11 protein-coding genes are annotated in these 14,872 nt (G+C 44.9%); 6 read left to right on the top strand and 5 right to left on the bottom strand.

The window, feature by feature from the left end; all coding sequences use genetic code 11:
• Positions 1-17: 17 nt before the first annotated feature.
• Positions 18-1,160, bottom strand: coding sequence for a hypothetical protein (locus V7R39_RS14065; RefSeq protein WP_334031449.1), 1,143 nt, complete (start codon positions 1,158-1,160; stop codon positions 18-20).
• Between the two features lie 449 nt (positions 1,161-1,609).
• On the opposite strand from V7R39_RS14065, the gene V7R39_RS14060 reads away from it, so the two are divergent.
• Together V7R39_RS14060 and V7R39_RS14055 are read left to right on the top strand one after the other, a co-directional pair.
• A complete protein-coding gene (locus V7R39_RS14060; protein WP_334031446.1) occupies positions 1,610-1,912 on the top strand; it encodes a hypothetical protein in 303 nt (100 codons plus the stop codon).
• A gap of 240 nt (positions 1,913-2,152) precedes the next feature.
• Entirely contained in the window at positions 2,153-2,863 is a 711-nt protein-coding gene (locus V7R39_RS14055) for a YitT family protein (protein ID WP_334031444.1), read from the top strand.
• Positions 2,864-3,296: 433 nt separating this feature from the next.
• On the opposite strand, the gene alr is transcribed toward V7R39_RS14055, so the two are convergent.
• Positions 3,297-4,379 carry an alanine racemase gene (gene alr, locus V7R39_RS14050; protein WP_334031442.1) on the bottom strand — a complete coding sequence of 361 codons (1,083 nt, stop codon included), beginning with the start codon at positions 4,377-4,379 and terminating at the stop codon, positions 3,297-3,299.
• Between the two features lie 218 nt (positions 4,380-4,597).
• On the opposite strand from alr, the gene murQ reads away from it, so the two are divergent.
• Complete coding sequence (gene murQ, locus V7R39_RS14045; protein WP_334031440.1) at positions 4,598-5,566, top strand: N-acetylmuramic acid 6-phosphate etherase; 969 nt, start codon at positions 4,598-4,600, stop codon at positions 5,564-5,566.
• Between the two features lie 368 nt (positions 5,567-5,934).
• On the top strand, positions 5,935-7,326 hold the full coding sequence (locus tag V7R39_RS14040) for an exo-beta-N-acetylmuramidase NamZ family protein (RefSeq protein ID WP_334031493.1): 1,392 nt from the start codon (positions 5,935-5,937) through the stop codon (positions 7,324-7,326).
• Positions 7,327-8,302: 976 nt separating this feature from the next.
• Here the strand turns inward: V7R39_RS14040 and V7R39_RS14035 are convergent.
• Positions 8,303-10,420, bottom strand: coding sequence for a glycoside hydrolase family 3 N-terminal domain-containing protein (locus tag V7R39_RS14035; protein ID WP_334031438.1), 2,118 nt, complete (start codon positions 10,418-10,420; stop codon positions 8,303-8,305).
• Between the two features lie 176 nt (positions 10,421-10,596).
• Here V7R39_RS14035 and V7R39_RS14030 point away from each other — a divergent pair, with 176 nt between their 5' ends.
• Together V7R39_RS14030 and ggt are read left to right on the top strand one after the other, a co-directional pair.
• Complete coding sequence (locus V7R39_RS14030) at positions 10,597-11,973, top strand: Na+/H+ antiporter NhaC family protein (RefSeq protein ID WP_334031437.1); 1,377 nt, start codon at positions 10,597-10,599, stop codon at positions 11,971-11,973.
• 169 nt (positions 11,974-12,142) lie between these two features.
• Positions 12,143-13,741, top strand: a complete 1,599-nt coding sequence (gene ggt, locus V7R39_RS14025) for a gamma-glutamyltransferase (protein ID WP_334031491.1) — start codon at positions 12,143-12,145, stop codon at positions 13,739-13,741.
• A 45-nt stretch (positions 13,742-13,786) separates the two neighbouring features.
• On the opposite strand, the gene V7R39_RS14020 is transcribed toward ggt, so the two are convergent.
• Complete coding sequence (locus V7R39_RS14020; RefSeq protein ID WP_334031490.1) at positions 13,787-14,257, bottom strand: LabA-like NYN domain-containing protein; 471 nt, start codon at positions 14,255-14,257, stop codon at positions 13,787-13,789.
• A 191-nt stretch (positions 14,258-14,448) separates the two neighbouring features.
• Complete coding sequence (locus V7R39_RS14015; RefSeq protein WP_269520925.1) at positions 14,449-14,865, bottom strand: VOC family protein; 417 nt, start codon at positions 14,863-14,865, stop codon at positions 14,449-14,451.
• Positions 14,866-14,872 lie beyond the last annotated feature (7 nt).

The raw sequence follows: 14,872 nt of genomic DNA, 5'->3' as shown, positions 1-14,872 counted from the left end.
ATAATTCCCCTAAGCGCTTAGAAATAAATTCCAAGGTTAATATTGAGTCTGTGCGTGGTGTCTTGCAGGCCGCCGATGTCTAAACCAATTCCCGGGCCACCGGAAAACCACATATTTTTGCCTCGAATGCTATCCACATACATGAATAATTTATCCCATCCCACGCTACAGCCATTCACCCACTGAGATGAGTTTTTACCTGAGGCATCATCACCTTTAGCAAGACTGAACTCTGAGTAGCATGTCATTGACGATATATTGTCAAAGTCGTATGGCACCGAGTAAATGAGATTGGCCGAGTAGGTTTGTCCATCTGCCGCAGCCAAAAAAGGAAAGGTAAACGAAGATAGCGCTAAACGATCGTCAGCCTGACCTTCTGGCGCAGCTAAATTATATTCGTAGTTGATATATTGAAGTTCTACTTTAAAGTCATTTTGGGTATGACGCATGTGCAGGGCGTAGGCATTCATATCACCACTGCTAGAGGTATCTAAGTTGAGAATATTGCCATACTGATAAGACGCCCCAATCTCGGTGATAGCACCTCTAATAAAACGACCAGTATAGTTTGCCCGGATATTATACTGGCCGTCTTCTGAGTTTCTAAACTCACCGTCGTCGGCAACATCAAATGAATAGCGACTAAACTTTGCGGCGTCGTTATATTCATCGTTCATAAAATAGGCCGCCTGAAAATCCCAGTTACCTCGCGTGTGATTTATTTTAACGCCGGCATCATAGTCGTCTTCAAACCCAAGGTAGTAATTGACTGAAAACCAAAAGCTGTTACTGGCAAAGGGCTGTAAGCCAAAAGGCGTTTGCGTAATACCGCCGGTTATTTCTGTACGCTCGTTGAAATGATACGTTAAATCAGCAAAGCGAATGGTATTAAAGTCGACATTTTCATACCAGCGGTACTCTGCTTTATAGCTGAATTGATCAGATTCACCAGACACACCCAGTTTAAACGATTCAAATTCAAAGCCGTCTCTAAAATCAGGGATAAGCCAGTCTTGATGCCCGTAGTTAACACGTGCATGACCAGAAAGAGTAAAAGGTAATTCGTCAGCTATCGCTGATTTGCTAATGCCAATAGCGCCGATAGAGCAACCGATGCCACTACCGACAATCAACGACAGCGCGATGGGGAGTTTTTTCATTGCAGTTCCTACAAGTAAATTGGCGAAACAAGAGAAGAAGAAGGCTTACGAAAGGTGTTTGATTACCTAGCTTTCAAAAAAATAATTCTACGCCGAGAGATTTGCAATCATGGTATCAGCCCAGCGTAAACCTTACAAAAATATAACGTGTAACGCATTTAATTCTCACGTTTGCCTTTACGTATACCACACAGGCTTGTGCAATGCGGCGTTTTGCTACATAAGCTCCCAACAGGTTTTCTAACTAGAAAACAACCGCGTTACGAGAGCACATTTCCCTATTTTGTATTCTTTATATCCCATATATGGTCGTGATATGTTTATGCGATTGAGTAGGAACCGTTTCTTTTTTTACTAACCTGTAAACGCACTTTTAACTCATTATAGTGTCTGAAACTTCTCGATGTAGTCTGCCACCGCGCAATGATAGAGGTAAAACAATGCATGCTATGAAACGTTCAATTCTTGCGGATATTGCTGCAATCGCTGCTATTGCAGCACTCATTGCAGTCACTTTTTATTGGATTGAAGCGCGAAGAGAAGTCATCATTTTATGCGATAATTTCTATCCTGGTATATCAAAAGCAAATGTAGAGCGTCAGTTGAACACCGCTGAGCTTTTAACGTGGCACACGGAATTTGTCGCTTACGGCAGCAAAATAGAAGCGTCCAGTCCGCTCCATTTTGGCGTTATGCAGTGCAATATTAGTTTTAATAAACAAGGCATCGTGTTAAGTGCCTCACTCGATTAGGCAACAACCTATTAGTGCGTGATTTAATGCGGTCATTTTATGCCTAGTACTGAAGTGGTTGTCACAATTTGGTGCAACGTTTACATGGCCGCAACACCCTGTTTACGGAAGAGATAAGAGTCGTAAAGGCATGCATACCATTCGCTGATTTGCCGACTTTAAGTTAGTCGCTCCCCCCTATATTCCATTATGTTGTAAACGTACAATTACATTGTGTATTCTTAACGCAAGCTCTTTATCATGCAAAAACCAAATCACAGTGTCATCGAAGATGTATTCGCTTTAGTTAGTGCGGGTTTATTTGTTGCGTTTGGCGTGTTCTTATTCCAGTCTCAAGACTTAATGGTAGGCGGTGCTGCAGGTTTAGCATTGCTTGGTACCTACGCAGTGGATATAGACTTTGGCGTGCTCTTCTTTCTAATTAACATTCCCTTTTACGCCTTAGCGTGGACGCAAATTAGTAAACGTTTCACTATTAATACTTTTATCTCTGTTACCACGGTATCGGTGCTTACCGAACAAATACCAGCCTTTGTTGATATAAGCCACGTGAACCCATTTTTTGCCGCAGTATTTGGCGGCATTCTCATTGGTGTGGGTATGCTAATGATGTTTCGTCATAGCTCTAGCTTAGGTGGTATCGGCATTATGGCGTTCTTCTTACAACAGCGCTTTAATATACGAGCCGGTTTTTTCCAGCTATCGGTAGATAGCGTCATATTGTTATGCGCGTTGCAGTTTATAGAATGGCACCTTGTGTTAATTTCTATTCTTGCAGCGCTTTGCCTTAACATGGTGATATCGCTTAATCATCGCCCCGAGCGTTACGCGCCGGTATCAAAAAGCAAAAACAACAGTAAAAGCGTGAGTAGTGCTGACGCTAACAACACCACACTCACAGGCGAACAGAACGAGCATTTAGACAACGGATTACACCCTCAAAATAGCTGATGCAATTTTGAACGCCTGATGTGCCTATGCTTTGGCGACACAATTTCAGCAAATTGACGTGGCGCGCAAAAGAAAAGCCCGATTGACTCACATCAATCGGGCTTTTTTGAATTGCTTATTTGTATTTTTACCGCTTAGGTACGTTGGCGTCGACTTTAGCTACTGCTTCTTTTTTAACAGGCGTTGGTGGACGGCTTACTGCGCCACGGTTGACTCTCGGTCTTGAAAACGAAGTACGCATACAAACCTCACTTATGAGTATTGGCAACACTGTCGATGATGAAACATTCACCTCACACACACATTGCACGCAAACAGTATAGACACAAGGTAGGCTAAATCGCCTCATTCTTTTGTCGAATAGTTATTAATATAATTTTAGCTATTCGCCGTGTAGTGCAGTTTCTGAGTGGGAAACACTCTACATAAAAGTTTAGGCGTATCTCACGATACGAGGGACGCGACTGGACACGCGTGTCATCAGTTCATAATCGATAGTGCCCGCACAAGAGGCCACTTCGCTGATAGAGATGTTTTCTCCCCACAGCTCTACCGTATCGCCAGTGGTCACATTATTAATGTGAGTTACGTCAATGGTTATCATGTCCATAGACACCCTACCTACCAGCGGGGCGCGCTGCCCTCTTATCATAACGGGCGTGCCGTTAGGACAGTGTCGTGGATAACCATCGGCATAACCTATTCCCACTGTTGCTATTTTACTTGGCTTTTGGGCGCGCCAGGTTTGTCCGTAGCCTACCCCTTCACCCTCAGCGATGTCTCTAAGCGCAATAACGCTAGAGCGCAAGGTCATTGCAGGGAACAACTGCACTGCCGAGCTGATGATAGATTGAGTAGAAACCTGTCCACCATAAACACCGAGCCCTAACCGATTCCACTGTGCTTGAGATTGTGGCCAATTCACGCTTGCTGGCGAGTTTGCTAGGCTAACTGGTAACGACAAAGACGCTACCTTGGTTTCAAAAGCGGCTATTTGAGTGGCTGTAAAATCGTTATCTGGATCGTCGGCGCTGGCGAAATGCGTGACTAGAGTGGTTTCGCTGGTAAGCAGGCTTTGGTTTTGAGCCACCACCTGGACAATGTCGTCGGTAGAAAAACCCAGTCGATGCATACCACTATCTACTTTTAACCAAATGTGGGGGCGTTTAGATACTTCACATTTTTGCATCCACTGTAGCTGTTCATAAGAATGCATCACTAATATACAGTCGTATTGCGCCGCCATTGCGCACTCTTTGGCTTGATGCGCCCCTTCAAGTACCACTATTGGCACCGTTATGCCCGCTTCTCTTAACGCCACCGCTTCTTCAATAATAGCCACTGCAAAGCGCGGCGACACATGCTGAAGTATGCGCGCAACATTAATAGCACCGTGACCATAGGCATCGGCTTTAATCACGGCCATAGATTGGCTGTGCTTTGCCATAGACGACAATCTTCTGAAATTTTGAAGTACGGCATCTGCGTGGATGATGGCTTGAGTTTGACGGCTCACAGATTAACTCTCACTGCATAAAAAAGTTGCTAATCACAATACAATCACTGTGTGACCATATCTAATAACGCAGATTATATCATGAGTTAAACCTGACCGCGTTTGTCTTTACCTGTGGTTTGTGGCCTTTCACCTTTAGGCAAATGCCGCTATTCTAAGCGCTTTCTGATTAGCCTTGGCTATTAGCCCGTTATTCAACGTTCATTAGAGTATCTCTCATGCCATTGTCACAGCCTTCATCTTCTCATTCTCTTATCAACGATTTAGCGCGTATCGTATCGGAGGGCAGAAACCCAGACACTCTCGACATTGATACACTTTCTACCGTAGACGTCCTCTCAAAAATTAATGCTGAAGATGCAAAAGTGGCAGCGAGCGTAGCCACGCAAATTACAGCAATTGCACAAACCGTGGATGCAGCAACGCAAAGCATTAAAGCGGGCGGCAGACTTATTTATATTGGAGCCGGTACCAGCGGCAGGTTAGGCATTTTAGACGCGGTGGAGTGCAGACCCACTTTTAGCGTGCCCGATTCACTGGTAGTGGGAGTTATTGCAGGAGGTGACGATGCCATAGTGCACGCAGTAGAAGGCGCTGAAGATAATCGTGCGGCCGGCAAAGATGATTTGGTTGCCCTATCACTGACTAAGAACGACACCGTAGTGGGCATTTCAGCAAGTGGCCGCACGCCTTATGTCAGTGGCGCGTTAACCTATGCAAGTGAGCTAGGCTGCACCACCGCCGCTATTGCCTGTAGTCCTGACGCTGCCATATTTGAACCCGCCGCTATTACAATATGCCCAGTAGTTGGTCCGGAAGCATTAACAGGCAGTACCCGAATGAAGTCGGGCACGGCGCAAAAAATGATCCTCAATATGATAAGCACCACCACCATGGTGAAATTAGGTAAAACTTACGAAAACCTGATGGTAGACGTGAACGCCACGAATGAGAAATTGAAAGCCCGTGCATGTCGCATTGTAATGCAAGCCACCGAGTGTGATGAGGTCACCGCCATAAAGGCCCTCGACGCCTGCGAAAATAAGGCAAAGGTCGCTATACTGATGGTGTTGACTAACACCAATGCAGAGCAAGCGGCTAAAAGCCTGAGCAATCATAACGGATACTTAAGAAAAGCAGTAAAAACCGACACCGCGGACAAGCCAACGCCAAAGGCTGATAACTAGCGAATAAATTACTAAAAATAGATAACTAGAAAATACAGACGAAATAGGTGAGCCCTCTGGCTATAAAAGGTTATAAGGGTCAACAAGGGTGCAATACATTGGTAAAAGGCATGCAGCAAAGCCTTAACAAGGGAAGCAATATGAAAAGACATAGATCATCAAAATGCCTTTTTCCGTCTTTTACCACGGCAGTGCGATGCGGCTTAATGTTCTTTGCATTAAGTTTGAGGCACAGCTTGGGATTGTGCCTGAAATTTTTCTTGGGATTATTCTCGAGATTGTGCCTGAGATTTAGCTTAGGATTGGTCATTCCATTAGGGGCTATTTTTTTAGGGGCTATTCCTCTAGGGGCTATTCCTTTAGGGGCTATGGCAGCGTCAAATACACCACCCGCGAGTGCCACACAGATTAAAGTTGGCGCTGAGCAGTTTGACACCTATTTGCCTTTGTTATTAGGAAAACGTGTTGCTCTGGTTGTTAACCAAAGTGCCCTGGTTGCGAATAGCGAACCGGAGCCTAGCGTTCAGGGTGATGGTGATAAGTCAACTGGCACTCCGTCAGCAACTAAACAGCATCTGCTTGACGCATTGCTCGCTCGCAATATCAATGTGGTCAGCACTATGTCTCCCGAGCACGGATTTCGGGGAGATAAAGACGCCGGAGAAAAGATAGACAGCAACATCGACATTCAAACGGGCTTACCCATTCACTCTCTTTACGGTAAAACCAAAAAGCCCTCTGTGGCGATGTTAGAAAATATCGACACCGTTATTTTCGACATACAGGATGTGGGCGTGCGCTTTTATACCTATTTGAGTACTATGCATTACGTTATTGAAGCCGCGTTTGAACAAGGTGTTGATGTGATTGTGCTTGATAGGCCGAACCCTAATATCGCCTATGTTAACGGGCCGTTACTTACGCCACCCTTTAAATCGTTTATTGGCATGCATCCCATTCCCGTACTTCATGGTATGACGCTAGGTGAACTTGCCAAAATGATAGTGGGAGAAGGTTGGATAGACACAGATAAACGCGCAACGCTAACGGTGGTGCCAGTAGCAAACTATACCCGAACCACTCCCTACTCGCTTCCCGTTGCGCCGAGTCCAAACCTTCCCAATGATAATGCTATTCGGCTTTACCCTACGCTGTGCTTTTTTGAGGGAACATCGGTAAGCATTGGGCGCGGAACTGACCTTCCTTTTCAACTTATAGGTCATCCCGTTGCCAAGTTGGGCAACAGCCGCATTAAGGTAAATGCAAACCATGGTGCGTCAAATCCGAAGCACAAAGGCACAACATTGTTTGCTCAAACTCTTGTGGCCAACTCTTATGCTTCTAAGCTTTCTAGCGCGCAAGATTCTCAAGGACAAATGTTAATATCAGAGCCACAAATAATAGGAGGGTCGACAACACCAAATGTAAGAACAAATACAAGTTCAAAAGCGCGAAAACCGAAAGAAAAAATAGCACAAAAACCAGTGGCCAAAAATGCAATATCAAGCTCAATAAGCGGGCTAAATATTCAAACCTTGCTAGATACATTTAACGCGGTAAAACTGGCTAATGAAACTTTTTTTACTCGCCCAGATTTCTTCGATAAATTAGCCGGAAATTCGTCTTTGAGAGAAGCCATAGTGGCAGGCAAAAACGCAGAAGAAATTTATGAGTCTTGGCAAGCAGACATTGTAAAATTTAAAGCGCAGCGAGCCCCCTATTTACTTTATTCAGAGCAGGCTAAACACACTTCAAAATAAAGTTTGTAACCACTTACAAACTATCAATAGTATTCACTTAGATATTGCCCACCAACCCATTTATGACAAGCGGCTATCTTCAACAGCATGAGCTTATATCTGCTACAGCGTGAGCGCCTGTAAAAGCGCGGGCGGTTAACGCCGTGTGTAAACCGGCAACGAGCAAGCCTGCTAGATAGACGCATAGAGATTAGTGAGCACTCACATTTCTTTAAAGAGTGTTCATTAAAATGCTGGCTAAAGGGATATTTTAAATATTACCTGTGTATACGTTGAGAATTGCTGACGTATATTTTGAGTGTAAACTGGGACTTAACTTGAGGAACAGCTTGAGGAACAGCTTGAGGAACAGCTTGAGAGGATCAGCACTTATCTAATGTTTTACAGTTCACAATTATTAGCAGGTTGGTACATAACAATACACACTATTAGGTGGCATACTACTAGGTGACATACTACTAGGTGACATACTACTAGGTGACATACTACTAGGTGACATACTACTAGGTGGCATAAACTGACAGTAGGAGCTTAGTTTATTCCTTCGTTTATTGTCTTATTTTCAGCTTTATTCGTTGTCTATCATCACAAAAAAAGTAAACAAAAATAGCGCAAATTGCCGATAACGTTTTCGCTAAAAACCCTGCTAATTTTTCAGCTTGAGATAACACTTTAGACTTTTTAAAAAGCTGATTAGTGAGTACTAACACACCGCTTATTCTTACCAATTTTCAGCGCGTTTTTTATGTATTTTACTTACTGTTTGGCCTAGTGCTTAACTCAATGTTTGGGTAGCAACTTACGGGTCTTTATATCCACATATTTGATCTAACAAACGCTTTTTTTCACCTAGTTTTCACCCTGCTTACGACCTATTTTTACTCTGTTTTGCCCCTTTATTAACCCTCTATCAACCTTAATACTAGCCCCAGCACTTATATTACTTTGGCACGTAAGATTAAAAATAGTAGCGTAACTATTGTTGCCAGCTAACTGGAGATTTTCCTTTTGGAACAAGTTTTCCGCTTAGCACTTTCATTAAGGTTTTAAGACTCTGACTAGACACCCTTGGGCCAGATTCATCGCTGTTGGTATCGATTAGCGCACTTTTCTCTAATGAATTGTCTTGTAAAGCATTCGACTGTTTCGACTCTGGCAAAACTGTTACTGCATAGTCATAAGTTGCAATGCCGATATCTGCATAGTCCATTGCCGCCTTAGCGGTGTAAGGCATTCTCATTGCAGCAAAAATTACTGTTTTGCCGTGCGACCTTGCCAGCTTCATTGCATATGCGCCAAAGGCGTTTAACTGCGCTCCACTTGCCCTATTTGCGAGTTGCGAGGCTAGATCTAACCCACCAAGCTCATAGCTGGCGTGAAGTGGCGTAATATCACCCACAATGAGTGCATCAGATTGCGTGATTAACCGCGATACTAACCCTTTATTCGGCAGCTCGATGAGCGGCAAACACGCGTACTGAGCATTAACGTCGACAGCAAGTAACGCGTCTTCAAGGGCTAAGCATCGCGCTGCGTCTGGCATAAGCGCTACCCACTTCATTGCTTTCACGGGAAGTTTATTTTTTCCAAACAATAAGGTGACAGACGACTCAGAAAGCGCTTTCTCGATTTGCTTTCCTTTTAAATACAGTGCATTGGCATTCTCTTCTAAATAGCCTGCTGCTTTCGATTTTGGGATAACCTTGTCACTGCGTAGAGTAGTCTCACCGGTGTTCGCCTGTGCTTCATTAAGCCACCACGACATAGGTTTACTCACGTACCGGCCTAATTGATGATGTAACTTCATCCGCAACACCCGTTGGTGTGACGCTGTTAACCGTTCCATCTTTTGCTTATCTTTCACCGTTCGCATTGCAAGGCTATTTAGCATGGCTTTAAATGCCGCTATGTCTCGTTGATTGCGAATGGTATATGGCATAAGTGCAATGTCTGCCCCCGCGTCAAAGGCCATCATCACCGCCTCTTCTTGCGTAAAAAATTGTGATATGCCCGCCATATCCAACGCGTCGGTTACAATGAGTCCATCGAAGCCTAAACGGTTGCGTAACATGTCGGTTAAGATGCGCTTAGACAAGGTGGCCGGCACAATTTGCAGTTCGCCCTGTTTGTTTTTGATGGTGGTATTATCTAGGGATGGATATTGAATATGAGCGCTCATCACCATGGCTGGCGGTGTGTCGCTATTAATAATATTAGCGAATGGAAGCAAGTCGCCAGACTGTGCTTGTTTAAGCGAATGGTCAACCAGCGGTAGTCCCGAATGACTGTCTACGCGAGTATCCCCATGACCAGGAAAATGTTTAAGCGCGCTTAATACCCCAGCTTTTTGCATAGCAGACACAAAGGCTTCACCAAGTTCTGCGGTTTGTTCAGGACTTTCACCAAAGCTACGAACGTTAATAACGGGGTTATTGGGTTCGCTATTAATATCTACAGAAGGGGCGAAGTTAGTGTTTATCCCCAGCGGCAGCAATGTTCTGCCTATGTGCTCACCAATGTTGCTAGCAAACGCATTACCATGTTGATGCGCAGACGCCCCAATAGCCAAGTTACCCGCAAAAGCGGGTAATATAGTGGTAGGTAATCGAGCCACCCGCCCACCTTCTTGGTCAACAGCAATAAAGAGGGCTTCTTTTCCCGCCTGTCGCATGTTGGCCTGTAGCTCGTAATTCATTGTTACAAGCTGCTTGGCGCTATGAATATTTTCACTAAAAAGTATTACGCCGCCAATATTTTCACTACTGAGTAAGTTTAGTAATGGCTGCGGTATGGACGTAACAGGCGTTCTGCATTGCTTGGATAAGGTATCATCTTGGCAAAAATAACGTAAATCCAACATCATTTTTTGCCCTATCATCAACTTGGCTTTTGTAAGCTGAGCATCACTGACTTCACTGTTGGCGCTGCTAGGTGTAAAACTAGCGCTAAAATCAGATGCGAAACAAGGCACAGCTACTGCCGTAATAAAACCAGCAATGAATAGGCTTTTTCTAAAAAGCGTTAACGCAGAGAGTACTGAACGACTTGATGTTATAACGGGGGTTTTGGTTTTATTAAATGTGAAGAACGACAATGTTTATCTAATCCTTGGTAACAACGCACACAATACGGTACGCTACTATTAATTAGGAAGCTAGCAGAACGCTAACTGCTCTGATCACCGCTAAACCCGCAGTTTCTCTGCGAGTTAGTCACGTTAATGAGCGCTCCCCTGGCGCTAAGTCAATACGTTTAGATTTGGAAAGTAGTATGGATTGGATGTCAGTCATCCCCCCAATTGTGGCTATTGCCGTTGTATTTTGGAAAAAAGAAGTCATTCTCGCACTGGCCCTTGCTGTGCTTTGCGCGGAAACGCTGATATTGATCAATACAGATTTAAGCGGCACTTACCTTGCGCCGATTAATGCGATTGAAAGAGTGGTTGGCACAGCCTCTAGCCCAGGTAACACAAGGGTATTATTATTTTCAGTATTAGTTGGTGCACTACTAGCCTTTATTCGCGATTCTGGCGGTGTTACCGCTACCGTTAACTTTCTGGTTGGCAAAGGCGTAGCCAAAACTCGTAAACAGGTGGGCGGACTGACTATGTTTACCGGTATTGCGGTGTTTATCGAATCGAATTTAAGCGTGCTGACTGCGGGTATATTTGCCAGAGGTTTATATGACCGGTTTGGAATGAGCCGCGCTCGCCTTGCCTACATTATTGACTCTACCAGTGCGCCAGTTTGTATATTAATACTCCTTAACGGTTGGGGCGCGTTTATATTAAGTCTGCTAGATGCCTACGAACTGCCCGCCTCTTCTGCCTCCATTTTATGGGGCAGCGTTGTATTTAATTTTTACGCCATTTTTACTCTTCTTATTGTCGCCTACACTATATCTGCCGACAAAGTACACGGCCCAATGCTAGAAGAAGAAAACGCGCTTTCTCACACCGACGTCACGCAGCACTCTGAACCGGCTACTAAAGCGCGCTTTATGATAGCGCCTTTACTGGTGATGGTATTTAGCATGGTGGGCTTTATGTTCTGGACTGGTAACGGCACGCTTTCACAAGGAAGCGGCAGTAAATCTGTACTTTACGCCACAGCGCTCGCTACTGCCCTTGCGTATTTCTTGCTGTTGTTTCACAAACGATTCACCCACAAAGAAGCGGTAGAGATTGGCTTTAAAGGCATGGGCGAGCTTCTGCCCTTGGTTACCATTGTATTGCTTTCTCTTACCCTTGGTAATAGCTTAAAAGACTTAGGAACAGGGGTGTTTGTTGCTGGCGTAGTGGGCGAATACCTTCCTATTGTGTTTATTGTGCCAATGCTATTTATTGCCGGTGGCGTGATGTCTTTTACCACGGGCACCTCGTGGGGCACTTTTGCTATTCTTATTCCTATTGGCGTACCGCTAATACAAAGTTTAGGACTACCCCCATCGCTGGTTATTGCGGCTATTTTGGGAGGCGGTATATTTGGCGATCATTGCTCGCCTATTTCAGATACAACAGCGGTTTCTTCTCTGGCAGCAGGGTGCGATGTACTTACCCATGTTAAAACACAAATACCCTATGCGCTTTTCGCCGGTGTACTCACGCTAATTGCATACTTCATTGCTAGCGTCATTATGATTGGGTAACCCCCATTTTTGCATTAACTAGGAGCTATACATGACTGGACGGATAATATTTAATGCCTGGATGCTAAAAGCAGCAATGCTTGTTGGCGTCATAGCACTAGGAGCAGGCTGCACTTATACGGCTTCTTCTGATGCTGGTCAGTATGAAAATGATAATGTTAAAAGCCCAATGACGCAGCAGGCTGTTGCTATGCCAGATAGCTACAGTGCCGATGCTGCAATGGCAGTATTACAAGAAGGCGGTAACGCCATTGACGCCGCGATTGCTGCACAATTTGTATTGGCAGTCACCTTGCCTGAGGCAGGCAACATTGGTGGCGGTGGCTTTATGACCATTAAGTTTGAAGACACTACAGACTTTCTCGACTATCGGGAAATGGCGCCTCAACAGGCTCACCGCGATATGTATTTAGACGATAACGGTGACGTAAAACCTTACGAATCGCTTTTTGGTGCAAAAGCCTCCGGTATTCCGGGCACGGTTGCAGGAATGTGGGCCGCCCATAAAAAGTATGGCACGCTAAGCTGGGAACGCTTACTTGCCCCTGCAGTGCAATTAGCTGAAGACGGTTTTGTTGTGCACGACAAGCTAGCTAATAATATTTCAAACTACATTAGCCGAACTCAAAATAACGGTATTAACAGCAACTTTGCAGACTATTTTCAACAGGCTAAAGCCAATACCGTATTCAAACAACCTGAACTGGCGGCCACGTTAAAAACCATTCAGTTAAAAGGCAAAGAGGGCTTTTACTCAGGCGAAGTGGCTAACCTTATTGTGGACTTTATGAAGCAGAATAAGGGCTTAATTAACCACGATGACCTAGCGGCCTATAAAGCAGTGTGGAGAAAGCCACTCCAATTGAGCTGGCAGGGATATGAGTTAGTGACTGCCCCGCCGCCAAGCTCAGGCGGTGTCGCTGTAGCACAGTGGATTGGTATGCTTGAGGCCTACACAGCGCAGCACGAACTGCCAGCCCACAACAGCAGCGAATACATTCACATAATGTCGGAAATTGGTAAGCGTGTATTTGCCGATAGAGCTGAATACTTGGGCGACCCAGACTTTGTAAACGTGCCTGTTGCCGCCCTTACCCAGCCACAGTATATTGCGGCGCGGGCAAAGGATATTCAACCAGACACCATTTCAAAAACCATCACGATTAAGCCTGGCCTTCCTGAAAGCGAAGATACCACCCACTTTTCAATTATGGATAAGTGGGGTAATGCCATTGCCAATACCACCACTATTAACCTGACTTTTGGTAGCGGTGTAGTGGTTAGCGGCGCAGGCTTCTTACTTAACGACGAAATGGATGACTTCAGCGCCAAGCCAGGCGTGCCCAACTTTTTTGGCGCGATAGGCGGCGAGGCTAATGCTATTGAACCTTACAAGCGTATGCTGTCTTCGATGACGCCAACCTTGGTGAAAAAAGACAATGACGTGGTGCTGGTGACCGGCTCTCCAGGGGGAACCACCATTATTTCATCGGTAGCGCAGTCGTTATTAAATGTGTTGCTGTACGACATGAGCGCCGAAGATGCCGTTAATGCGCCCCGTTTTCATCACCAACTATTTCCGAAAGACACCATTAGAATGCACGATGGTTTCAACAAGGACACATTGAAAAACCTTGAAAGCATGGGGTATATCATTGACAACCGACGCTTTGGTGATACACACCTTATTAAGCGAACTGACGCAGGTATTGATGCAGCATCAGAGGCCAGCGGCAGAGGAAAAAGCATTGTCGCTGCCTCTAACTAGGGCGTACTGACCTAGTGTTCAAAGCACGATAAAATAGTGAAAGCACTAGAGTAAAAGTGCGGCATCGATGGGTATATACTCCGATGCCGCTTTTTGCAGGCTTTCTGCCGTTAGCGCCGGTACACCATATACAGAGACTTTTTTGCCCTTGGCGTTCAGTGCCTCCACGAGTATATCGAAGTCGCCATCGCCAGATACCAGCACCACTTCATCGGCATTGTCGGCGTATTGCAGTGCATCAACGGTAATGCCAACATCCCAATCACCTTTTGCTGACCCATCGGCACGTTGAATAAAAGGTTTGAGCTTTACATCAAAGCCAATAGCCCGAAGTATATTTTGAAATTCCCGCTGTTTGTTATCGCCCTTATCTATTGCATAGGCGAATGCATTGACAATATCGCTATTGGCGTTAATTCGCTGCCAAAAGCGGTTGTAGTTAAAGTTGCGTTTGTACGCCTGACGGCAGGTGTAATAGACATTTTGCACATCGACTAAAATAAGAACTTTCTGCAAATTATTTTTACCCACTTGATTTATACTCTCTTGTTTTTTACTCGTCTGGTTTAGACTCGCCTGATTCTGACTGGCTTTGAGAAAATGAAATGAGAATGACATTACCCAGGTAATGTCACTACACTGAGGGTGTGCTGCTAAAGCGTTAGGTGTAGCGCTTTGAGCGTCAAGCCATGAGCCTGAACTTTAAGCTACGAGGCAAACAGCTGATTGATGTCGGCAAACGCTTTAAACTCTAATGCATTGCCGAAAGGATCTTTGAAAAACATAGTGGCCTGCTCTCCAGGCTTTCCCTTAAAACGAATGTAAGGGGCAACAATAAACTCAATATTAGCCGCCTCTACCTTTTCTGCTAGTTCCTGCCATACCCCCATTGTTAGCACTACGCCAAAATGAGGCACAGGCACTGCGTGATCGTCTACGCCATTATAGGAAGGTGGCGAGGGCATTTCATTTACGCAGTGGGTAACTAGCTGATGACCAAAGAAATTCCAATCTATCCACTGGGTATCGCTACGCCCCTTCTCACAGCCAAGCAATTCGCCATAAAATCGATTGGCATCGTCTAAGTTTGTTACTGGAATAGCTAAGTGAAACGGCTGTGTCATCAAACGT

It is taken from the genome of Alteromonas sp. P256 (genome assembly GCF_036864455.1).
Lineage (GTDB): Bacteria > Pseudomonadota > Gammaproteobacteria > Enterobacterales > Alteromonadaceae > Alteromonas.
This window is presented reverse-complemented; position numbering and strand designations above follow the sequence as displayed.